Source organism: Bradyrhizobium sp. McL0616 (assembly GCF_049993385.1).
Classification (GTDB): domain Bacteria; phylum Pseudomonadota; class Alphaproteobacteria; order Rhizobiales; family Xanthobacteraceae; genus Bradyrhizobium.
Genome location: NZ_CP188255.1, coordinates 4,044,390 through 4,065,377, shown reverse-complemented (window position 1 = coordinate 4,065,377; position 20,988 = coordinate 4,044,390). Strand labels below are relative to the sequence as shown.

At 64.0% G+C, this 20,988-nt stretch carries 19 protein-coding genes; 10 read left to right on the top strand and 9 right to left on the bottom strand.

Features of this window, described 5'->3' with window-relative positions:
- Positions 1-342, top strand: coding sequence for a hypothetical protein (locus ACPPVR_RS19790; protein WP_426615819.1), 342 nt, complete (start codon positions 1-3; stop codon positions 340-342).
- Here the strand turns inward: ACPPVR_RS19790 and ACPPVR_RS19785 are convergent.
- Positions 339-1,421 (bottom strand): COX15/CtaA family protein, encoded by a 1,083-nt coding sequence (locus ACPPVR_RS19785; RefSeq protein ID WP_426615818.1) that lies wholly within the window; start codon positions 1,419-1,421, stop codon positions 339-341. The two genes, ACPPVR_RS19790 and ACPPVR_RS19785, sit on opposite strands and share 4 nt — an antisense overlap.
- Before the next feature lie 97 nt (positions 1,422-1,518).
- Between ACPPVR_RS19785 and ACPPVR_RS19780 the strand changes: the two genes are divergently transcribed.
- Positions 1,519-1,740 carry a DUF2842 domain-containing protein gene (locus ACPPVR_RS19780; RefSeq protein ID WP_426615817.1) on the top strand — a complete coding sequence of 74 codons (222 nt, stop codon included), beginning with the start codon at positions 1,519-1,521 and terminating at the stop codon, positions 1,738-1,740.
- Here ACPPVR_RS19780 and ACPPVR_RS19775 read toward each other — a convergent pair.
- Complete coding sequence (locus tag ACPPVR_RS19775; RefSeq protein WP_426615816.1) at positions 1,730-2,773, bottom strand: polysaccharide deacetylase family protein; 1,044 nt, start codon at positions 2,771-2,773, stop codon at positions 1,730-1,732. The genes ACPPVR_RS19780 and ACPPVR_RS19775 overlap by 11 nt on opposite strands.
- Positions 2,774-2,902: 129 nt before the next feature.
- On the opposite strand from ACPPVR_RS19775, the gene ACPPVR_RS19770 reads away from it, so the two are divergent.
- A complete protein-coding gene (locus tag ACPPVR_RS19770; protein ID WP_426615815.1) occupies positions 2,903-4,084 on the top strand; it encodes a GNAT family N-acetyltransferase in 1,182 nt (393 codons plus the stop codon).
- Between the two features lie 5 nt (positions 4,085-4,089).
- Here the strand turns inward: ACPPVR_RS19770 and ACPPVR_RS19765 are convergent, their stop codons facing one another.
- Positions 4,090-6,339 (bottom strand): GumC family protein, encoded by a 2,250-nt coding sequence (locus tag ACPPVR_RS19765; RefSeq protein WP_426615814.1) that lies wholly within the window; start codon positions 6,337-6,339, stop codon positions 4,090-4,092.
- Positions 6,340-6,541: 202 nt separating this feature from the next.
- Between ACPPVR_RS19765 and ACPPVR_RS19760 the strand changes: the two genes are divergently transcribed.
- The 3 genes from ACPPVR_RS19760 (at position 6,542) to ACPPVR_RS19750 (ending at position 10,751) form a co-directional block, all read left to right on the top strand.
- On the top strand, positions 6,542-7,675 hold the full coding sequence (locus ACPPVR_RS19760; protein WP_426615813.1) for a glycosyltransferase family 4 protein: 1,134 nt from the start codon (positions 6,542-6,544) through the stop codon (positions 7,673-7,675).
- 116 nt (positions 7,676-7,791) lie between these two features.
- On the top strand, positions 7,792-9,339 hold the full coding sequence (locus tag ACPPVR_RS19755; RefSeq protein ID WP_426615812.1) for an undecaprenyl-phosphate glucose phosphotransferase: 1,548 nt from the start codon (positions 7,792-7,794) through the stop codon (positions 9,337-9,339).
- Between the two features lie 155 nt (positions 9,340-9,494).
- The gene (locus ACPPVR_RS19750) at positions 9,495-10,751 is read left to right on the top strand and encodes an O-antigen ligase family protein (protein WP_426615811.1); all 1,257 of its coding nucleotides are present in this window, start codon (positions 9,495-9,497) and stop codon (positions 10,749-10,751) included.
- Here the strand turns inward: ACPPVR_RS19750 and ACPPVR_RS19745 are convergent.
- Complete coding sequence (locus ACPPVR_RS19745) at positions 10,720-11,196, bottom strand: MarR family winged helix-turn-helix transcriptional regulator (RefSeq protein WP_426616140.1); 477 nt, start codon at positions 11,194-11,196, stop codon at positions 10,720-10,722. The genes ACPPVR_RS19750 and ACPPVR_RS19745 overlap by 32 nt on opposite strands.
- A gap of 147 nt (positions 11,197-11,343) precedes the next feature.
- Here ACPPVR_RS19745 and ACPPVR_RS19740 point away from each other — a divergent pair, with 147 nt between their 5' ends.
- Positions 11,344-12,540 carry an FAD-dependent monooxygenase gene (locus ACPPVR_RS19740; protein WP_426615810.1) on the top strand — a complete coding sequence of 399 codons (1,197 nt, stop codon included), beginning with the start codon at positions 11,344-11,346 and terminating at the stop codon, positions 12,538-12,540.
- Between the two features lie 142 nt (positions 12,541-12,682).
- Here ACPPVR_RS19740 and ACPPVR_RS19735 read toward each other — a convergent pair whose 3' ends face one another.
- Genes ACPPVR_RS19735 through ACPPVR_RS19720 form a run of 4 tightly spaced genes read right to left on the bottom strand, consistent with a single transcriptional unit; the run spans position 12,683 to position 16,705 of the window.
- A complete protein-coding gene (locus ACPPVR_RS19735; protein ID WP_426615809.1) occupies positions 12,683-13,861 on the bottom strand; it encodes a saccharopine dehydrogenase family protein in 1,179 nt (392 codons plus the stop codon).
- Positions 13,862-13,881: 20 nt separating this feature from the next.
- Positions 13,882-15,060 (bottom strand): saccharopine dehydrogenase family protein, encoded by a 1,179-nt coding sequence (locus ACPPVR_RS19730; RefSeq protein ID WP_426615808.1) that lies wholly within the window; start codon positions 15,058-15,060, stop codon positions 13,882-13,884.
- Between the two features lie 9 nt (positions 15,061-15,069).
- A complete protein-coding gene (locus ACPPVR_RS19725) occupies positions 15,070-15,852 on the bottom strand; it encodes a DUF169 domain-containing protein (RefSeq protein ID WP_426615807.1) in 783 nt (260 codons plus the stop codon).
- A 49-nt stretch (positions 15,853-15,901) separates the two neighbouring features.
- The gene (locus ACPPVR_RS19720) at positions 15,902-16,705 is read right to left on the bottom strand and encodes a YdcF family protein (RefSeq protein ID WP_426616139.1); all 804 of its coding nucleotides are present in this window, start codon (positions 16,703-16,705) and stop codon (positions 15,902-15,904) included.
- Positions 16,706-16,860: 155 nt separating this feature from the next.
- Here ACPPVR_RS19720 and ACPPVR_RS19715 point away from each other — a divergent pair, with 155 nt between their 5' ends.
- From ACPPVR_RS19715 to ACPPVR_RS19705, 3 genes are all read left to right on the top strand, one after another.
- Complete coding sequence (locus ACPPVR_RS19715; protein WP_426615806.1) at positions 16,861-17,802, top strand: acetamidase/formamidase family protein; 942 nt, start codon at positions 16,861-16,863, stop codon at positions 17,800-17,802.
- Positions 17,803-18,002: 200 nt separating this feature from the next.
- Positions 18,003-18,200 (top strand): hypothetical protein, encoded by a 198-nt coding sequence (locus ACPPVR_RS19710; RefSeq protein ID WP_007603456.1) that lies wholly within the window; start codon positions 18,003-18,005, stop codon positions 18,198-18,200.
- A 73-nt stretch (positions 18,201-18,273) separates the two neighbouring features.
- Positions 18,274-18,765, top strand: coding sequence for a GcrA family cell cycle regulator (locus ACPPVR_RS19705; protein WP_426615805.1), 492 nt, complete (start codon positions 18,274-18,276; stop codon positions 18,763-18,765).
- 279 nt (positions 18,766-19,044) lie between these two features.
- Here the strand turns inward: ACPPVR_RS19705 and ACPPVR_RS19700 are convergent, their stop codons facing one another.
- Complete coding sequence (locus ACPPVR_RS19700) at positions 19,045-20,601, bottom strand: porin (RefSeq protein ID WP_426615804.1); 1,557 nt, start codon at positions 20,599-20,601, stop codon at positions 19,045-19,047.
- Positions 20,602-20,988 lie beyond the last annotated feature (387 nt).

Here is a 20,988-nt window from a genome sequence, read left to right as displayed (position 1 = left end):
ATGCTGCGCTGGATGGTACCTGCCCTTGCCGCGACGCTGACCGTCTCAAGCGCGCTGGCGGCCGATTTGCCGGCAACGTCGAAGCGGCGGGCCGCCGCTCAGCAAGAGCCTCCCAAAGTCTATGTCGAGACCGATCCGGACGCCCTGATCTCGCCGGCTTACGGCATCGGAAGTTACATCCGCAATCTGCCGGGCACGCCGCTGCTGCCGGGCGCGCATACGCTGCCGGGCTATTACGGCCGTCCCTGGGACTACGACTATCAGGGCTCGTATTACGGCGGGAAGCAGGTCGATTATTTCTGGCGCCTGCCCTACTCGTGCGGCATCTACGGCTATTGCTAGCCGGCCTGACCGAGGGGAACCGCGCGCGGCTGCGCTTCGGCGGCGTGCCGTGACGCCAGCCGCTCTGCCTGCATCATCGCAAGCGTGAGCACCACGATCGCGACCGCCTGGTGCGAAAGCGCAAGGTCAATCGGCACCTGGTTGAGCAGCGTGAGGATGCCAAGCACGGCTTGCAAACTCACCGCGCCCAACAGCCAGAGCGCGCCACTCGCTGCTGAACCCGCGCGAGACCGCACCGCATCGACCGCATGCAGTGCCGCGAGCGCGAACAGCGCGTAGGCCGTCATGCGGTGCTCGAACTGCACGGTCAGCACATTGTCGAACATGTTGCGCCACCACGGCGTCTCGAACCACAGCCGCTCCATTGAGGGAATGAACGCGCCGTCGATCTGCGGCCAGGTGTTGTAAGCACGCCCGGCGTGCAGGCCCGCGACCAGCGCACCGAAATAGATCTGCACGAAGGTCACGATCACGAGCACTGCACTCGTGAACCGCAGCCGCGCAGGGACCGCGATCGGCGGCCGCTCGGCAAGCCGCCGCACCGTCCAGACGATGCCGGCGAAGATCAGGAGCGCGAGCACGAGATGCGTCGCCAGCCGATATTGCGAGACCTCGACGCGTTCCGACAGGCCCGAGGCGACCATCCACCAGCCGACCGCGCCCTGAAGCCCGCCAAGCGCAAACAGCAGCCACAGCCGCCGCTTCAACTCACCGGACAGGCCGCCGCGCCACAGGAAGAACAGGAACGGCAGCAGATAAGCGACCCCGATGAAACGGCCGAGCAGCCGGTGGCTCCATTCCCACCAGAAAATCTGCTTGAACTCGGACAGGCTCATGCCGGCATTGAGCTCGCGATATTGCGGGATTGTCTTGTAGGCCTCGAACGCGTCGGTCCATTGCGCCGCAGAAAGCGGCGGCACGCTGCCGGTGACCGGTTTCCATTCGACGATCGAAAGTCCGGATTCCGTCAGCCGCGTTGCGCCACCGACCAGCACCATCAGCGCGATCAGAGCGGCCACGGAGATCAGCCACCAGCGCACGGCGCGATGCGGGTTGGTCAGGGCAGAATTCGTCGTCATTTTCAGGGGTCAAAACCAAGGCTTGAACCGGACTGCGTGCCCCTTATAGTCCCCCGCTCCCGCAGCGCAAGTTACGCGAAAGCCGCAATATTCCGCCATGACGATCCGCACCCGCAAGTTCCTCGGCGCCATCCTGCTCCTGGTGCTCGCCACCGTCTGGGCCCTGCTCGGCATGGCGGCGGCGCAGATACCGTGGATCGCCGAGTCCGGCTGGCGGCAGGCGATCTATTACGTGGTCGTCGGCATGGGCTGGGTGTTGCCGGCGATGCCGATCGTGAGCTGGATGCAGCGGCCGGATCGCGCCAAATCTAGTTCGTGACGCCAGCCGTCGGTTTCACCGGCGGAAACGCAACTCCTGACACAAGCACGCGCATCAGGCGCAGCGAGCGCACCCGGCCGTCCCAGGAAATCCGCGGCAGCGCGCGCAGATTGGTCCGCCCTTCCGCGTCCACGATGCCTGGTATCGTCGACACCGCGCTGGCAAAGCCGGCCTCCTCCGCCATCACGACGTGATTGCGCCGGAACGAGGCGCGATCGCCGAACGGAAACGCCAGATGCCGGATATCTCGGTGAAAGGCCGCTTCGGCGACAGCCTTGCCCATCATCATCTCGCGCAGCGCAGCCACGTCCTTCATGTTGGCGAGAACGGGATAGTTCACGGTCGCGCTGCCGATCGTGACCAGCGGATCGGCCGCAAGCTTCGCCAGATCCTCCCAATCCATCGACGCATCGCGCGAGAGTGCGGCGAGATCGATCCGATAGCGGGTGCAGAGATCGGCGATCGCGGCCGACAGGCCCGCCGGCGGCAGCGAGCGCAACCAGCCTTCGACGAACGAGAAAAGCGCGCGCTTCTCGGCGTTGCCGGTGACGGTGAAGCGTTGCTCCCTGTCGCCCATCATCAGGCTGATACGGCTCTCGCGCGCAATCACCTGTTCGAGCCCGAGCCACCACGCCTCTCCGACGCCGTCGGGAAAGGCAGTGGGAACGTAGAGCGTAAACGGCACGGCGTGGCGCGCCAGCACCGGATAGGCGAAGCTGATGAGGTCCTTGGCGGCGCCGTCGAAGGTGAGCGCCACGAAGCGCCGCTTTTCCGGCAGCGTGACCGCGCGCCGGCAGACCTCGTCCATGCCGAGAAAGTCGTAGCCCCAGCGCTTCAGCGCGCGAATGGTGCGGTCGAGGAATTGCGGCGTGATCTCGTTGTCGCACAGCGGCTGGAACGCGCCGTGCCGCCGCGGGCGCACACGCTCGAAGCGCAAAATCGCGCCGGCGCCGCGGCTGCGCAGCAATGGCTGGCCGGTGAACCAGGCCAGTTCGAGCCGCAAGCGCTCCATCCATCTGTCGTCAGATGCCAATATCCCACCTTCGCGCTCGCCCGCGGGCGGTTTCCTCGCTTATTGTCATTACCCTTTGTTGACATTTCTTTGCAAAGGTCGGCCACAGGCCGAAATACGCATTTTTTGATTTCTCGACAGGTTTCGCGAATGACCATGGCTGCGGCGATGCAAAGCCGGACGGCAGAAGCGCCAGCGCGGTCCAAAGCGAGCCGCATCGCGCATGTCGACATCGTCGCCGATCTCGGCGTGGCCGAGCCGGTCTGGCGCGCCTTCGAGGAGCCCGGTCACCTCTCCACGCCTTATCAGCGGTTCGAGATGTTGAGCCCCTGGCAGCAGCAGGTCGGCAGACACGAAGGCGCACGCCCCTTCATTGTCATTGCCTGCGACGCCGATCATCGGCCGCTCGCGCTGCTGCCGCTCTCGCTCCGTCAGAGCCATGGCGTGCGCACCGCCTGCTTCATGGGCGGCAAGCATACGACCTTCAACATGGGGCTGTGGAACGCCGAGTTCGCAGCACAATCCGGCGCGGCCGATCTCGACGCGCTGTTCGCGCCGCTGCGCGAGCATGTCGACGTGCTGGCGCTGACGCAGCAGCCGCTGCGCTGGAATGACCAGCAAAACCCGTTTGCGGCTCTCCCGCGGCAGAGCTCGATCAACGGCTGCCCGCTTCTGGTGATGGAGCCCGGCGGCCCCCCCGCATCGCGGATCAGCAATTCCTTCCGTCGCCGTCTGAAGAGCAAGGAAAAGAAGCTCCAAGCTCTGCCCGGCTATCGCTATCATCTCGCCACCACCGATGCGGACGTCACCCGCCTGCTCGACTGGTTCTTCCGGGTCAAGCCGGCGCGGATGGCCGAGCAGAAACTGCCGAACGTATTCGCCGAGCCGGGCGTCGAGCAGTTCGTCCGCAGCGCCTGCCTGTCACCGCGCGGCGAAGGCCGCGTCATCGACATCCATGCGCTCGAATGCGACGACGAGGTCATCGCGATCTTCGCCGGCGTCGCCGACGGCCAGCGCTTCTCGACGATGTTCAACACCTACACGCTGTCGGAACACGCCCGCTACAGCCCCGGCCTGATCCTGATGCGCAACATCATCGACCGCTACGCCGAGCGCAGCTACCGGTCGCTCGACCTCGGCATCGGCTCCGACGACTACAAGCGTATGTTCTGCAAGGACGACGAGGACATCTTCGACAGCTTCGTCCCCCTGACCTCCCGCGGCAAGCTCGCCGCGATGGCAATGTCCTCACTCAACCACGGCAAACGCCTGGTGAAGCAGAACCAGATGCTGTTCGATCTGGCACAGAGGCTGCGGCGGGCGTTCGGGTAAATAGCCTACGCCGCTACGACGCGCGGCACTTCCACGGCGTCCGACGGCTGCACAGGCCTGGTCAGCATCGTCACCTCGCTGAAACCGGCGGCCTTGAGCTGCTCGCACATCAGGGCGCGTACTTCCGGCTCCATCGACACATCGGGCACCACGACGGCGCGGGCATTCGCCGTCAGGAGCTCGGCCGGCAAGTCGGAGGCACTGCCGGCGTCGATCAGCACATGGTCGTAGGCGCGCAGCAGCGCATCGATTGCGAGCGTCACGCGCGGCGACTGCAGCAGGCTGCGGTCGAAGCCGGGACGGCCGGCCATCACCAGATGCAGGCGCGAGAGCTTGTCGCGGGTAATGATTTGCGCGAACGAGGCCTCCCCTTGCATCAGCTCGGAAAGGCCGGGTGCCATCGGATCGACGGACACCGCGGCAATCGTCGGTAGGGATGCGGCAAGATCGACCACGACGACGCGGGCATCGCGCGCCAGATGGCGGGCGAGCGTCAGCGTCGACAAGGTGATGGCCTCGCCCGAGGCTGTGCCCAGCACCGTGACCTTCTTCGCCCCCGGGCCCGCGGCGCGCAGCCTCTCGGCCAATTCACCGATTTCCACGAGTTCGCTGACGTCCGCATCGGCCGTCATCTCCGGCTGGAGCGGCGTGGGCTCCGCCAGGACGGACTCGATGACGGGCTCGACGACCGGCTCGTGGCGCACCGGCGCTTGCGATTGAGTTTGCGCCGGGATCAGCGCAGCAACGGCGCGCGGCGCGGTCTGGCGCAGCAGCTCGCCGGTAACGACGAGACCGGACGAGAGCAGCAGCGTTGCCAACGTCGCGATCAGCACGATCGGCAGCTTCTTCGGATAGGCCGGCGTGTTCGAGACGATGGCGCGCGAGATGATGCGGCCCTCCGTCGGCGCGGTGTCGATAGTCTCGCGGGTACTGGCCTCGCGATATTTCCCAAGATAGGTTTCAAGCAGGTCGCGCTGCGCCTTGGCTTCGCGCTCGAGCGCGCGGAGCTGGACGTCCTGGCCGTTGGTCGATGTCGCCTGCTTCTTGAGCTGGTCGAGGCTCGTGGTCAGATTGTCGACCCGGCCGCCGGCAATCCGCGCATCGCTTTCAAGCGAGCGCGAAATCTTGGCCGCTTCGTCACGAATCTGGTTGTCGAGATCGCCGAGCTGCGCCTTCAGCTCCTTGATCCGCGGGTGATTGCCGAGCAGCGTGGACGATTGTTCGGCGAGCTGCGCCCGCAGCGTCACGCGCTGTTCCGACAGCCGCCGCATCAATTCGGAATTCACCACCTCGGACGCCTCGATCGGCTTTCCGCTCTGGAGCATCTCGCGGATCAGCCGCGCCCTGGATTCCGCGTCAGCCTTCATCGAGCGTGCGTTGTTGAGCTGGGTGTTGGCCTCGCCCATCTGCTGGTTCGACAGCGTGGTGTTGTTGGTGCCGACAAACAGCGACGATTTGGAACGGAAATCCTCGACCTTGGCTTCGGCGTCGGAGACCTTCTTGCGCAGATTCTCGATCTCGCCCGAAAGCCACTGGCTGGCGCTGCGCGCCTGCTCCTGGCGCGCATTCTGCTGCAGCACGAGGTAGCCGTCGGCAATCGAATTGGCGACGCGCACGGCGAGCTCGGGATCGACCGACTGGAATTCCACCACGATCACGCGCGACTTGTCGACGGCGTAGGCCTGGAGGCGATCGTAATATGCGTCGAGCACGCGCTCTTCCGGCGTCATCGAGAACGGATCGCGGCCGATGCCGACCAGCGCCGCAAGCGACTTCAGCGGTGAGACGCCTTGCAGCACCGGATCGAATTCGGGCAACTCTGCAAGTTTGTTCTTCTTGATGATCTCGCGCGCGAGATCGCGCGACAGCACGAGCTGGACCTGGCTCGTCACCGCTTCGGGGTCGAGCGCCTGCCGCTCCTCGGTGCTGCGGTCGCTGCTCGGCCGCAGGAACACGTTCTCACGGCCGTCGATTAGAATGCGCGATTCAGATTTGAAACGCGGCGTCACCAAATTGACGATGGCGACGGAAACCACGAGCGCCAACACCGTCGGCACGATGACCCAGCGGCGCTTGCGGGCCAGCGCGCCCCCGAGCGCATGCAGATCGATATCACCGGATTCGGCTGACGCCTGCTTCACCGCGACGGGCGTGGGCTTTGCTTCGACCTTGGCTCTGGGTTCGGCTTTGGGCTTCGACACAGCCCGCTCGACCACCGCCTTGTCCTTGCCGGCACGCCAGAACGCTAAACGCATCGAACACTCCCGCAGGGCAACGCCGCAACTCCACCTCAACCGGGGCGATTACACTCCATTAAGGTTGCTGCTGGGTTAATCGCGGCCTCTTGCAACGGACCCACATGCGCGCGTCACCGTTTGTTAACCACGAGGGCTCTTAATCCGTCTCGATATTTCGAGAACTTTGTTCGGCATTCGCCGTCGAACGCCGGTTTTGATCATGCCCCCCTCTGCCGACCAGCCGCTTCGCATCCTTCACGCCGTTCGCGCGCCGGTCGGCGGCATCATTCGTCACATCCTCGACCTCGCCAACGGCCAGGTCGATCGCGGCCATCATGTCGGGATTCTCGCCGATAGCCTCACCGGTGGCGAGCGCGCCGACAAGGCGCTTGCCGAGCTCGCACCAAGGCTGAAGCTCGGCGTGCACCGGCTCGCGATCCGCCGCGAACCATCACCGGACGACTTTCTGGTGTGGCTTCGGATGCGGCGCCTGGTCGGCGAGCTCAAGCCCGACGTCATGCACGGCCACGGCGCTAAGGCCGGCGCCTTCGTCCGCATGCGGCGGCGCTCGGATGACACCATCCGCATCTACACACCGCATGGCGGCTCGCTGCACTATCCCCTCAACACCCTGAAGGGCGAGTTCTACGCACGGCTCGAACGCTCGCTGATCAACGCGACCGACTTGTTTTTGTTCGAGAGCGCCTTTGCGCGGGACACTTATCAACGCATCGTCGGCATGCCGAAGGGCGTGGTGCATTGCGTTTTCAACGGCGTGACGCCCGAGGAGTTCGAGCCGGTCGTCATCGCCGATGACGCGACCGACCTCGCCTATGTCGGCGAATTCAGGCACATCAAAGGCGCCGACCTGCTGGTCGATGCGGTGGCGCGACTGCACGCAAACGGCAAGAAGGTCACGCTGACACTTGGCGGCGATGGCGAAGAGATGGCAGCGCTGAAGGCGCAAGTGGAGAAGCTCGGCCTTGGCGGCGCGATCCGCTTCATCGGCCACGTCAAGGCGCGCTATGGTTTTTCCAAGGGCCGGCTCCTGGTCGTGCCCTCGCGCGGCGATTCCATGCCCTATGTCGTGATCGAGGCGGGCGCGGCCGGCGTTCCCATGATCGCAGCCCGCGTCGGCGGTATTCCCGAGATTTTTCGGCCCGAGAGCCCAGCCCTGTTTGCAGCAAGCAATGCCGACGCCATGGCCGAGGCCATCGCGGCCGCGCTCGAGAACCCGCGGGCGACCGCACAACGTGCGGCATCGCTCCGCGAGCGGATATCGGCGCATTTTTCCCAGCAGGCGATGGTCGATGGTGTGCTCGCGGGTTATCGCGACGCATTTGCAAATCATTAACCATCCTTAAGGCCGCTTTAGAGAATCTTCCGATTTGTCCGTTATCCGATGAGCCTGGGGGATGCCCGCCCGGGTGCAAAGCCGCGCCTGGGCTGTTGGAATGGACGTGGACGCCCGTGGAACCGCTCAACGCACGCTCGATGCTCGATGCCGCGACCAGCACCGCGGCCTTGCCGGCTGAAACAGCTTTCATCGAACGCCGTCGCCGACTGACGCCGGCTGCGCTCGATGTCGTCAACCAGAAGGTCGCCCCCGCCTATTCGCCGATCGTGATCACCGGCATCGCGCGCGCGGCCGATTTCCTGCTGCTGAGCCTCGTCGGAGTCGCTCTGTATGTCGGCTATGTCATGCCGCTTGTAGGCTTCAGCTGGGTTTATCCCGCAGAGATCATCGCCGTCGCGGTCGCCGCCGTGGTCTGCTTCCAGGCCGCTGACATCTACCAGGTGCAACTGTTCCGCGGGCAGCTCCGGCAGATGACGCGGATGATCTCGTCCTGGTCTTTCGTCTTCCTGCTGTTCATCGGCATCTCTTTCTTCGCCAAGTTCGGCAGCGAGATGTCGCGGTTGTGGCTCGCCGCCTTCTACTTCCTCGGGCTTGCGGCGCTCATCTCCGAACGTCTGGTGCTGCGCTCGCTGGTGCGCAACTGGGCGCGCCAGGGCCGGCTCGATCGCCGCACCATCATCGTCGGCTCCGACCGTACCGGCGAGGAGCTGGTCGAGGCGCTGAACGCGCAGGAGGATTCCGACATCCACGTGCTCGGCGTGTTCGACGACCGCAACGACAGCCGCGCGCTCGACACCTGCGCCGGCGCGCGCAAGCTCGGCAAGGTCGACGACATCGTCGAATTCGCCCGCCGCACCCGCGTCGACCTCGTGCTGTTCGCGCTGCCGATCTCGGCGGAGACGCGCATCCTGGAAATGCTGAAGAAGCTCTGGGTCCTGCCGGTCGACATCCGCCTCTCCGCCCACACCAACAAGCTGCGCTTCCGTCCCCGTTCCTATTCCTATCTCGGCGAGGTGCCGACGCTCGACGTGTTCGAGGCGCCGATCACGGACTGGGATCTGGTGATGAAATGGCTGTTCGACCGTATCGTCGGCGGCCTGGCGCTGCTCGCCGCGCTCCCGGTGATGGCGCTGGTGGGACTGGCGGTGCGGCTGGACAGTCCCGGCCCCGTACTGTTCCGCCAGAAGCGTTTCGGCTTCAACAATGAGCGCATCGACGTCTACAAGTTCCGCTCGATGTATCACCACCAGGCCGACCCAACCGCGTCGAAGGTGGTGACCAAGAACGATCCGCGCGTCACCCGCGTCGGTCGCTTCATCCGCAAGACCAGCCTCGACGAGCTGCCGCAGCTCTTCAACGTGGTCTTCTCCGGCAATCTCTCTTTGGTCGGCCCGCGCCCGCATGCGGTGCAGGGCAAGCTCCAGAGCCGGCTGTTCGACGAGGCCGTCGACGGCTATTTCGCCCGCCACCGCGTCAAACCCGGCATCACCGGCTGGGCCCAGGTCAATGGCTGGCGCGGCGAGATCGACAATCAAGAGAAGATCCAGAAGCGCGTCGAGTTCGACCTCTATTACATCGAGAACTGGTCGGTGCTGTTCGACCTCGTCATTCTCCTGAAGACGCCGATCTCGCTGCTGACCAAGAACGAGAACGCGTATTGAGCTGATTTTCTCCGTCATGCCCCGGCTTGACCGGGGCATCCAGTATTCCGCAGCGCCAGCCGTTTTCTCCAACGCGTGCTGCGGAATACTGGATCGCCCGGTCAAGCCGGGCGATGACAGCGGTGTTTGTAGCGTACGAGTAGTGTGAGCGTGTGATGGCGTATGCGGCAACAGCTGGGGAATTGAATGCAGCGGTTCGCGCTGCGCCCGGCGTGCTGGCGCTCCAGCGCGCGCTGGTGTGGCTGGTCGGCGCGTCCGGTGCGATCGTCTTCATCGAGCCGAGCCCCTACGAGATCGTGACGTTGCTGGCCACCGTCGCCTTCTTCGCCACCGGCCTGCGGCTCAAGCTGGTGCTGATGCCGCTGCTGCTGGCCCTGGTCCTGCTCAATGTCGGCTACACCATCAGCGCGATCCCGTTGCTCGACCAGTCCGAGGTCGCAAGCTGGATCGCGACCTCCTGGTACATGGCGGTGACCGTGGTGTTCTTTGCCATGGTCGCGTCAGAGGATACGGCGGCACGACTCGACATGCTGCGCCGTGGCCTCGTGGTGGGCGCCATGATCGCCTCGCTCTCCGCGATCGCGGGCTATTTCAACCTCGTTCCCGGCGGCCACGACCTCCTGACGCTGTACGAGCGTGCGCGCGGCACGTTCAAGGATCCGAACGTGCTCGGCGCCTTCCTGATCCTGCCGGCGCTGTTCGCGCTCCAGAGCGTGGTCTCCGACAAGCTTGCCAAGGCGTTCCGCAACGTCATCGCCTTCGGCATCATGTCGCTGGCGATCCTGCTCGCCTTCTCCCGCGCCGCCTGGGGTGGTTTGGTCCTGACATCGGCCTTCATGCTGGCGTTGATGGTGCTGACCAGTCGCACCAACGCGCAGCGCTCGCGCATCATCATCATGGCGATCGTCGCGGTGGTGCTGGGCCTGGCGCTGATCGCCGTGCTGCTGTCGTTCGACAGCATCGCCGAAATGTTCAAGCAGCGCGCGAGCTTCGACCAGAGCTATGACGAAGGCCGCTTCGGCCGGTTCGGCCGGCACATCCTCGGCGCGGAGATGGCGCTCGACCTGCCGTTCGGCATCGGCCCCCTGCAATTCCACCGCTTCTTCCCTGAGGACACCCACAATTCCTATCTGAACGCCTTCATGTCAGGCGGCTGGCTCTCCGGCGTGTGCTATCCCGCGCTGGTGTTCACCACCGTGATCATGGGCTTCCGCCACATCTTCGTGCGCGTGCCCTGGCAGCGCGCCTATCTCGCGGTGTTCTCGGCCTTCGTTGGCACCGTCGGCGAAAGTTTTGTGATCGACACCGACCACTGGCGGCACTTCTGGATGATGCTGGGGGCGATGTGGGGCATGATCGCAGCCGCACAGGCCTACAAGGTCAAGTCTGGCGAGGACGCTTCTTCAGCTTGAGATCGGGACGCTTCTCCGGCGGCGTATCGAGCAAGCCCTTGAGCGCAGCGGTCGCCGCGAGCACGCCCTTGTAACCCTCGGTCGCGAAGCGCAGCAGCAGGCGCAACTCCTCATCGGAATAGGCGCTCCACACCTTTTCCATCGCCTGCTGCATCGGCACATAAAGTTCGCCGATCTTCATAGCCTTCTCCGGCACGACGGCGATGAAAACCTTGCGGCGGTCGGTCTCATCGCGCTCGCGGCGCACGAGGCCGGCCTTCTCGAGCCGGTCGACCACACCGGTGATGGCGCCGGTCGTCAGTCCCGTGACTTCGGCGAGCCGGCCCGCCGTGACGCGACCCTCGAGGTACAGGATGTCCATGCATTCGAGGTCGGAATTGGCAATTCCTGCAACGTTGGCAACGGTCTGGCCATAGAGCACGCCCTGCGCGGACGACCGGCGCATCGCCTCCTCGACCTCTTGCAACAACGTCGCGCGCGCTTTCGTCCTTGACAAGGCCGACCTCATATCTTAGTCGATATATATCTTAGTCACTAAGAGATTTAGTGACCTTAATTTCTCCTATCACCACGGAAGCGTCCGGAGCAAGCCATGTCCTACCGTCCCCGCAAGGCCCTGATCATCGGCGCCGGCATCGCCGGTCCCGTCACCGCGATCCTGCTGCGCCGCGCCGGCATCGAATCCGCGATCTACGAAGCCTGGCCCTACTCGAAGGGCATTGGCGGCGGCCTCCAGATCGCGCCGAACGGCATGCATGTGATGGACGAGATCGGGCTCGCCGGCGAATTGATCAGCCGCGGCTCGATCGCGGAGTCCTTCGACTTCTATTCGCAGGAAGGCCGAAGGCTCGGCTCGATCAACCGCGACATGGCGCGGCGCTTCGGCCAGCCCGCGGTCAATGTCTGCCGCGCGACGTTGAACGAGATGCTGATCGACAAGGCCTGGTGCGCTTGCGTCTCGCTGTATTTCGACAAGCGCCTGATCAAGATCGAGGACCGCGGCGACCAGCCAATCGTCGCCTATTTCGCCGACGGCACCACTGCCGAGGGCGACTTCCTGATCGGCGCCGACGGCGTGCATTCGATCGCGCGGCGCCAGGTGGTGCCGGACGGGCCAACACCCTTCAACACCGGCCTGATCGGGTTCGGCGGCTTCGTGCCGCATGCGGTGCTCAACGGCAGGCCGATCGGCCGGCATGTCGAGACCACTTTCGGGCAGAGCGGCTTCTTCGGCTACGGCTATTGCAGCCCGGATCCCAGCGACGGCGTGATGTGGTGGAGCACGCAGCCCGCGCACGGCATGGATGCCACGATGTTCCGCGCGCTCGACGAGACGACGCTGAAGCAGCATCTGCGCGGCTTCCATCACGGCTGGCACGATCCGATCCCCGCGATCATCGAGGCGGCCGAGAACATCGTGGTCACCGACACGCTCGACGTCGCGACCCTGCCGATCTGGTCGCGCAAGCGCTCGCTGCTGATTGGGGACGCCGCGCATGCGACGAGCCCGCATGCCGGTCAGGGCGCCTCGCTCGCGCTCGAGGATGCCATGCGGTTCGCCCGTCTCATGCAGGAGGGCCAGGAGCTTGGCGTCACCTTCCAGAATTTCGAGGCCGAGCGCCGCCCGCGCGCCGAAAAGATCGTCGCGATGGCGCGGCGCAATGGCAACAGCAAGCGCGAATTCAGCGCCACCGGCGCCTGGGTCAGAAATCAGATGATGAAATGGCTGTTGCCGCTGGGCTCCAAGAGCATGGAGTTCATGTATGCGTATGATGCAAGGGCGGTGTAGCGATGGAAGCTGTCATGCCCCGCGAAAGCGGGGCATCTGGTACGCCGCGGCTTCTCGGCTCAATTATTGCAGCCTCTGGAATACTGGATCGCCCGGTCAAGGCCGGGCGATGACAACGTGATTGCGGCGCGTGACTGGGCCGCTAGCTTTCCACCGCAAACGTCAGTCCCGCATGCTCTTGCAGCCGCTTGATCAGCTTGTGCTGCATCGCTGCGCCCGGCGTCCACAGACCAGCCGGCACATCAGGTGTGTCACGCAGCAAGCAGATCGCACATTCGGAGATCATCTTCGCCGTTGACGCATAGCCGGGATCGAGATCGCCCTTGACCGCCGCGCGAACCTGACGGCCATCAGGCGCAATCGCGACATAGAGCAGGTCGTAGTGACCGGCATCGCGCTCTTCTTTCGACGGCCCCTCGCCCGGTTTGAGCGCTTCGGGGCCGGTCTTTTCGCTGTTGGCGGCCATCACAAGCTTCGCGTTGGCCTGCCCTTCGTCCCCCGCCCCCGTCAGCACCATCTCGTCATAGACGAAGTCCCGGCCATTGGGGAATCCCATCAGCATGTTGGAGCGATGGACATTGCGCGTGTTCAGCATCGCCATCGCGAACGGGGCGGACCAGGATTGCATATCCTCCTCGAAAACAGGCTTGTTGCCGCGTGGCTGCCTGGGTCCTTCAAAACCGGGCGTGAATGCGAAGGGGTTCTTGAGGATCGACGCCAAGCTGAGATCCTGCGCAACCGCTTCGAACGTGACCCTTGCGCTGGCCGAGGTGCCACCGGAGAACTTCCAGCTGAGGTCGCGGACGCGCCCTTTTACGCGCGGCGCCGGCGCGCCGAACACACGCCTGGCTTCCTCCTGAACGAAGAAAGCACCAAGCTCGAACGGGATGGAATCGAAGCCGCAGGAGAACATGATGCGAGCACCACTCGCATTTGCTGCCGCCTCATGCTTGTCGATCATCTGCTTCAGCCAGATCGGCTCGCCGCAGAGGTCCATATAGTCGGTGCCTGAGGCGACGCAGGCGGCTAGCAGGTCAGAACCATACAGCTGGTACGGACCGACAGTGGTGATCATCAGCCGCGCTTGATCGACCATTGCCTGCAACGACGCGGGATCGGAAGCATCAGCAATGATGAGCGGCGTATCAGCCGCCGCGCCTATCGCATCGCGCACCGAGGCGAGCTTGTCTCTGCTTCGCCCGGCCATCGCCCATGTCAGCGTCTCATCGTCTCCGTATCGCGCGGCGAGATATTCGGCAACGAGCTGGCCGGTGAAGCCGGTTGCGCCGTAAAGGACGATATCGAATTTCGACGATGGCAAAGGCGAGGCCCCGAGCGAACTTAGGTTTCAACCCTGAACGTCAGCCCCGCATGCTCCTGCAGCCGCTCGATCAGCTTGTGCTGCATCGCCGCGCCCGGAGTCCAGAAGCCCGCCGGCACGTCCGTCACATCACGCAACAGGCAGATCGCGCATTCGGAGATCATCTTCGAGGTCGAGCCGTAGCCGGGATCGCGGTCGCCGGTGACGCCGGCGCGGATTTGACGGCCGTCAGACGCGATCGCGACATAGAGCAGATCGAAGCGGCCGTTATCCCGCTCTTCCTTCGAGGGGCCCTCGCCCGGCTTCGGCGCGTTCGGACCGGTCTTCTCTGAATTCGCCGCCATCACGCGCTTCGCGTTGGCCTCGCCCTTTTCGCCGGGACCGGTCAGGACCATCTCGTCGTAGACGAAGTCCTGACCGTAAGGGAATCCCATCAGCATATTGGAACGATGGACGTTGCGCGTGTTGATCAACGCCATCATGAACGGCGCCGCCCAGGATTGCAGGTCCTCCTCGAGGGCCGCCCTGTTGCCCTTCGGCTGTTTCGGGCCGGTGAACCCGGGCGTCAGCGCGAATGGATCGTTCAGGATCGTGATGAGGCTGATGTCCTTTGCCACCGCATCGAACGTCGCCTTCGCGCTCGCCGCGGTGCCGCCTGACAGCGTACCGCGCATGTCGCGCACGCGGCCCTTCACGCGCGAGGCCGGCGCGCCGAGCACGCGCTTGGCCTCTTCCTGCACGAAGAATGTGCCGAGCTCGAACGGCACGGAATCGAAACCGCAGGAAAACACGATGCGCGCGCCGCTTTCCTTGGCTTCCGCCTCGTACTTGTCGATCATCTGCCGCATCCAGATCGGCTCGCCGCAGAGATCGAAATAATCCGTGCCGGTGGCGACGCAGGCCGCGAGCAGTTCCTCACCATAGAGCTGATAGGGACCAACGGTGGTGATCACCGACATCGTCTGCTCCGCCATCGCCTTCAGCGAGGCGGCGTCCGACGCATCCGCGACAATCAGCTGTGTATTCCCGGGCGCGCCGATCGCGTCGCGCACCGATTTCAGCTTGCCGAGGCTACGGCCCGCCATCGCCCATTTGAGCGCCTTGTCGCCCTTGTAATGCAGCGTCAGATATTCGGCGACGAGCTGGCCGGTAAAGCCGGTCGCGCCATAGACGACGATGTCGAATTTCGTAGAGCTCATGACTGGCCTTCACTTCTTCGCGTAACTCACGCCCATGCCGGCACGGACGTCGCTTTGAATCCCGTAGGGCGGAATCGGATAGCGCAGGCCATTTTTCGCCAGCGCCTTCATGCCCTCGATCGCCTTGGCGAGATGCTGGGGCTTGAGCGCCATCAGCATCTCCTCATCCGGCACGCCGCCATAGCGCCGTTCGGCATAGCATGGCAAGGACAGGCTGGGCTCGCCGGATTTGAGCGCCCGCCCCCAGGAATCCGCGCACGCGGTTTCACCGACCACGCCCCATTCGAACTTCTTGTAACCGGTATATTGCAGCCCGTTGATCAGGATGATCATCTGCCCCGGCGTTGCATAGACGAGGCAGATATCGGGCGGATCGAGCCGGCCGCTAGCGAGCGGGCTCACCGCGAGCGCCTGATAGTGGCCGAACGGAACCACGTCCAGCGCCTCCTGGCGCTTGCGCGCGTCCTCCGCCGTACCATGCCAGACGCCGACATAGTTTTCGCCGGCGAGCCATTTGTCGTCCTGTGGCGCGAGCCCGATCACCGCGCGGCACTGCGCGCCCACGAGATCCTCGCCGGTGATGCCGACGGTCCATCCTAACCGTGAGGCCATGCTGACGATCTGGTCGGTGGTGTGGACCGCATTCGGCCGCCGGATCTTCGGGATTGCCTCCATCTGGTCGACGCGCGCGAACAGCTTCATGCCGATCACCGTCGTCTTCAGCCGCAGCAGGCTGTTGAGATCGGCGACGAGGCCGGCAAGGTCGATCGTCTCGGCACTCTGCTGTTGCATGGCGTTCTCCGGGCCGGCGATCATGCGCCGATCATCTTTGTTGTCGTTTCTAGTCCTTCGCCGGGCCGGGAAGCAAATCGGAAGTCCTGCCCATCAGGCGGTAAGCCACGAGCCCGATCCATTCGCGCACGGCCACGTCGGTGTGACCAAGTCCGTCGGCACCGGAATTGGTGAAGGTGAAGAGATCACCGCGCCCACCCGTCCGCCAGTCGACCGGATAGGGCTCGACGTCAAATCCGGCCTTGCGAAAAATCCCCACCGAACGCGGCATATGGTAGGCCGAGGTCACCAGCAGCCAGCGCTCCCCGGGCTTTGGCGCGACCAGCTGTTTCGTGAACAGCGCGTTCTCGTAGGTATTGCGCGAGTTCCGCTCCAGGGTCAGGCGTTCCTTGGCGATGCCGGCATTCTCCAGAAGCACCGCGGACCAATCGGCCTCCTTGGCGTCGGACGAGATCAGGTCGCCGCTGCCGCCGGTAAAGACGATCTTCGCGTTCGGATAACGCCGCGCCAATTCGAGCGGCGCCAGCATCCGATCGGCCGCCTGGCGCACGACCGGGGTATGATGCGCCGCTGAGAGGTCCGGATCGACGGAGCCGCCCAGCACGATGATGCCGTCGGGCGCGCCGCGCGACGGATCCCACGGCGGAAAACGCGATTCCAGCGGATACAGCAGCCAATTGCCAAGCGGCGAAAACGCCGCCAGCACCCACAGCACCAGCGTGGCCGCGGCGAGCTTGCGGCCGAACGCCGCAAAGCGCGTCAGCATCAGGACCAGCGACAGGACGCCGAGCTCGACCAGCAAATTGATCGGCAGCAGCGCGGCGCCGAGCGTCTTGGAAAGAACGAAGAACAGGAGAACCTCGCTGGAATGATCGAGCCGGTGACGCGCGGGCTTGACCCGCCCGCCCATCCACAGAAATCTTCTTGGAAGAGGATCGATTGCCGGGTCAAGCCCGGCCATGACAAGTTCTCATGCCGCCTCCCGATGAAAACGACCGGACACAGCAAATGACCCATCATCACCTGCACGCGAGCCCCGAAACCTGCCATTGGGGCTTCTTCGAGGCCCAGCTCAAGCCGGTTCTCACCGTCGCAAGCGGCGACGAGGTCACGATCGACACCATCAGCGGCGGACCGGAGGTGGTGCCGGACCGCAACCGGTTTCACGTTCCGCCCGAATTGTTCGAGGTCCATGCGAAATCCGAGCGGATGCTCCCGGGCCATATCCTGACTGGCCCGATCGCCGTCGACGGCGCTGCCCCCGGCGACGTGCTCGAGATCGAGATCCTCGACGTCCAGCTTCGGCAGGATTGGGGCTGGAATCTGATCAAGCCGTTGTCCGGCACCCTGCCCGACGATTTTCACGAGACGCGGATCCTCAACATTCCTCTCGACCGGACTCGGATGGTCGGCCGCATGCCCTGGGGCCTCGATCTGCCCTTGAAGCCGTTTTTCGGCGTGATGGGCGTGGCGCCACCGCCGGCCTGGGGCCGGATCACCTCGCTCATTCCACGCGCAATGGGCGGCAATCTCGACAACAAAGAGCTCGGCGCGGGTGCGACGCTCTATCTGCCGGTGTTCGTGCCGGGCGCGATGTTCTCCTGCGGTGACGGCCATGGGGTGCAGGGCGACGGCGAGGTCTGCGTCACCGCGATCGAGACCGCGTTGCAAGGTCGCTTCCGGCTGACGCTGCGCAAGGATTTGCGGCTCGACTATCCCCGTGGCGAGACGCCGACGCACTACATGACCATGGCGATGGATCCCGACCTCGACCAATGCGTGGTGCGGGCGTTGCGCGACATGATCACGCTGCTCGGCGAGAGGCGAAACCTGTCGCGCGAGGACGCCTACACGCTGTGCAGCCTGGCGGCCGATTTGCGGGTGACGCAGACCGTCAACGGCTCCAAGGGCATCCATTGCATGATCGAAAAGGCGATCGTGCACGGCTAGGCCTGCGGGCTCTTCCCCTCCCATCCGGCTCTGTCGCCGCCCGATCCGTCGGCGCGGCGCGCAGCGTCGTGGCTATTTTCTTCAGCAATTCCAAGGGCCTCAAGAACGCCTTGGCGCTGGATTTGACTTCGACCCCCGAACCTAAATAGAGTCTTAATCGTTACTTTTATGTATCTGAGTATGAGGTTAGCGTTCGGACCATGGCCACCGAAAAAGCCGAGACTGACCGCATTCCCGTAACCTTGGCGCTCTCGACCATCACCTATCTGGAAAAGCTGGTGAGACAGGGCACCCACGGCACCAGCGTTCCCGGCGTCGCACGGACTTTGATCGAGGAAGGCATCCGTCTCGCCATCAAGGACGGGCTTTTGTCGATTCGCGACAATGGCAGGACGTGAGCGCGCGCCGGACGTGAGGCGGACGGATCTCGAGAGGCGGATGGCCGACATCTGCAACCTGGGACCGTTACAAATGCCTGTTCTCTCACCAACTTCTTCACAGACTTGGACCAACGAACGCATCGAGCTTCTGAAGCAGCACTTCGAAGCCGGCCTGTCCTGCCGCGACATCGCCGCCGACATCGGCGTCAGCCGCAACGCCGTGATCGGCAAGCTGTCCCGTTTGAATCTGACCCGCGGCCGCTCGGTCGATGAGCGCAGGCTCCGGGACAGAAATCTAGCGCCAGCACGCGCGCCGAAAGCGGTACCCCGGCTGCAATTTGAAATGCTCGCCACGATCTATGGCGAATCCAACGAGCCAGCGATCAACCGGCCGATCGACGAGGCCAATCGCTGCTCGCTGATGGAGCTCGGTGAAAATCGCTGCCGCTGGCCGATCTCGACGCCGGGCGCAGACGATTTCTGCTTCTGCGGCAATGCCGCTCACGATGGACAGCCCTATTGCGCCGGCCACAGCCGCCTCGCCTACCGGCCAAACTCCCGCGCGCGCCTCGCGCGCGGCTGAGGTCCTACGCAATCTCCCAAAATGAAAAACCTCCGGCGGGGCATCGCCGGAGGTTTCTGGAGGCTTAGCATCAAGCTAAGAGCCGTGACTTTCGAAATCGGCTGACAGCTATATAGCTTAGTAACTCAGGTAAGTAAATAAGTTTGGCGCCGATCGATTCGCATAGCTCGTCTTCGCCGCTTGCGTAGGATATTTCGGTTTTTCGAAACCGTCGCCTCTTCCGAAAAAAGCCCCGGCGGTATCCCGCCGGGGCTTCGTCGATTGCAAGAGACCGGAAGCTTACCAGTTGCGCTGGGCGCGCAGCAGCAGGCTGTAGGTGTCCTGGTCCTTCAGCTCGTAGGTCGCCGCGGGCTTGGCGACGGCCGTGAGCGCCGGCGTCGTGATCGTGCCCGAGTACTTCTGGTCGAGGTGGCTGTAGACGAAGTCAGCCGAGAAGGTCAGGTTCTTGACCGGCGTCCAGCGGGTGATCACACCGACCTGGCCGATGTTGAAGTCCGGGTTGCAGGTACCGGTCAGGGTCGCGAACGAGGCGCTGCCGCAGATCAAGCCCTTGGCCGTGCCGCTGTAGTTGACGGCAGCCCAAGCACCGTAGAGCGCCGTGTTCCAGTACGGGCTCCAGTTGTGGGTATAGGCACCACGGAAGCCGTAGGTCTTGGTCAGCTCGAGGCTGCCACCCGGAGCAAACACCGCGTCAGACACGCCAGCGAAGCCGATGCTCTGATATGCGGCATTCGAGCTGCCGAACATCGAGTAGCTGGTCGCGGCCAGCTCCTGGAAGTTGTAGCGGCTCGCGCCTTGGGTGTAGACGCCCGACACGTTGATCACGTCGCCCGCGCCGGTCGGGATGTTCTTGATCGACAAAGCAAGCTGAGCAGCCCAACCCCACTTGTCCTCGGGATGCCCCGTGACTTCGGTCGCGCCGTAGTAGCCGACATGGTTGTCGTGCGCGGCAACCGACGCCTGGAACAAGCCCCAGGCCTGATCGACGCGAACCATGCCGACAATGTCGGGAGACCTGGTGCCGCCGAGATTGTTAGTGCCGTAGGCGCCGCCGAGGACGCTGGAGGTCGACATGCCGGCCGTGTTCCAGATGTTGGTCTGGAAGACCTGCGTCTGGTCCTGCGCCGAGATCGCGGCGGTCACGCCCTGGCCGAAATCGGCCGTGTAGGTGAACTGGTTGACGCCGTTGGTGGTGCCGCTGCCGCCGACCAGCTGGTCGAAGTTGTTGCCGGGATAGTTGATCCAGGGCGCGTCGAACTGCGACACCGACTTACCGATGGTGAAGCCAGCGAACTGGATGAAGGCGTAGTAAACGCCGAGCGCGCCGCCCGAGATCGTGCCATCGGTGGCGTTGACGGCGCCGCCGCTTGAGCCCACGAGACCGGTGCCGGCGGCATTGAGACCGAGCGTACCGCTATACTGGGTTGCGCCCGTAGCCGAGCCGGTGCCGACATAGTTGCCTGTCGTCCAGGTGAAGACCGCATCGAAATAGGTGCGAACAACGCCGTATTCGGTCGCGGTGCGCGTGTCGATGTTGAGGTCCTCACGAGCGCGCGCCGAGTAGTAGTTGTTCAGGCGGTTGTTTGCCGCAAAGACGTTGCTGTACTGTGCGCTGTAGTTGCCGCCGGCATTGAGCGCGACTTCCGCACGCAGATAGCCGCCGAGCTTGATGCAGGTGTCGGTGCCCGGGATATAGTAGAAACCCGCGCCGTAGAGCGAGCAGATCTTCACGTATTCGACCGCCTTGGCCTTGACCGGAAGATCAGCCGCCTGAGCTCCACCGACGGCGATCAGACCCGCCGCAGTGCCGAGCAAAAGGCTCTTCACCACTTTCATTTTAAAACCTCCAAGTTGTTCACTTTACGAAGACCGGACCGTGAGGCCCCCCAGATCCCCGTCTCTCCAAATCCGCTCGGCCGCTTCGCGCTTTCGGACACACCCGCTAAAGACGCGAGGGACGTGAGCGAACCACCTGCAACGGGACGATCGAGTACCCCCCACCGTCACGGACCAATATGCCTGCGCCGTTATGTTAATCAAAATAGTTTATTAGATCAGCTTTGCGGTTTCACTAACTCTGTGGCCGCAGTGCAACACCGGGCCTGAGCCAAAAAGCTGATCTGATCATATTTGTAATTTCCGTGACAAAATTACCCTGCTCTGCACTTGCGTCAGAGCAGAGTTGCGTGGACTATGCCGCCCTGCGAACACCGGCCAGAAAGA

Bases quoted from the DNA above. Each gene is read 5' to 3' on its own strand.
- ACPPVR_RS19790 (WP_426615819.1), top strand. From the start codon at position 1: ATGCTGCGCTGGATGGTACCTGCCCTTGCCGCGACGCTGACCGTCTCA.
- ACPPVR_RS19785 (WP_426615818.1), bottom strand. From the start codon at position 1,421: ATGACGACGAATTCTGCCCTGACCAACCCGCATCGCGCCGTGCGCTGG.
- ACPPVR_RS19780 (WP_426615817.1), top strand. From the start codon at position 1,519: ATGACGATCCGCACCCGCAAGTTCCTCGGCGCCATCCTGCTCCTGGTG.
- ACPPVR_RS19770 (WP_426615815.1), top strand. From the start codon at position 2,903: ATGACCATGGCTGCGGCGATGCAAAGCCGGACGGCAGAAGCGCCAGCG.
- ACPPVR_RS19765 (WP_426615814.1), bottom strand. From the start codon at position 6,339: ATGCGTTTAGCGTTCTGGCGTGCCGGCAAGGACAAGGCGGTGGTCGAG.
- ACPPVR_RS19760 (WP_426615813.1), top strand. From the start codon at position 6,542: ATGCCCCCCTCTGCCGACCAGCCGCTTCGCATCCTTCACGCCGTTCGC.
- ACPPVR_RS19750 (WP_426615811.1), top strand. From the start codon at position 9,495: ATGGCGTATGCGGCAACAGCTGGGGAATTGAATGCAGCGGTTCGCGCT.
- ACPPVR_RS19745 (WP_426616140.1), bottom strand. From the start codon at position 11,196: ATGCGCCGGTCGTCCGCGCAGGGCGTGCTCTATGGCCAGACCGTTGCC.
- ACPPVR_RS19740 (WP_426615810.1), top strand. From the start codon at position 11,344: ATGTCCTACCGTCCCCGCAAGGCCCTGATCATCGGCGCCGGCATCGCC.
- ACPPVR_RS19730 (WP_426615808.1), bottom strand. From the start codon at position 15,060: ATGAGCTCTACGAAATTCGACATCGTCGTCTATGGCGCGACCGGCTTT.
- ACPPVR_RS19725 (WP_426615807.1), bottom strand. From the start codon at position 15,852: ATGCAACAGCAGAGTGCCGAGACGATCGACCTTGCCGGCCTCGTCGCC.
- ACPPVR_RS19715 (WP_426615806.1), top strand. From the start codon at position 16,861: ATGACCCATCATCACCTGCACGCGAGCCCCGAAACCTGCCATTGGGGC.
- ACPPVR_RS19710 (WP_007603456.1), top strand. From the start codon at position 18,003: ATGGCCACCGAAAAAGCCGAGACTGACCGCATTCCCGTAACCTTGGCG.
- ACPPVR_RS19705 (WP_426615805.1), top strand. From the start codon at position 18,274: ATGCCTGTTCTCTCACCAACTTCTTCACAGACTTGGACCAACGAACGC.
- ACPPVR_RS19700 (WP_426615804.1), bottom strand. From the start codon at position 20,601: ATGAAAGTGGTGAAGAGCCTTTTGCTCGGCACTGCGGCGGGTCTGATC.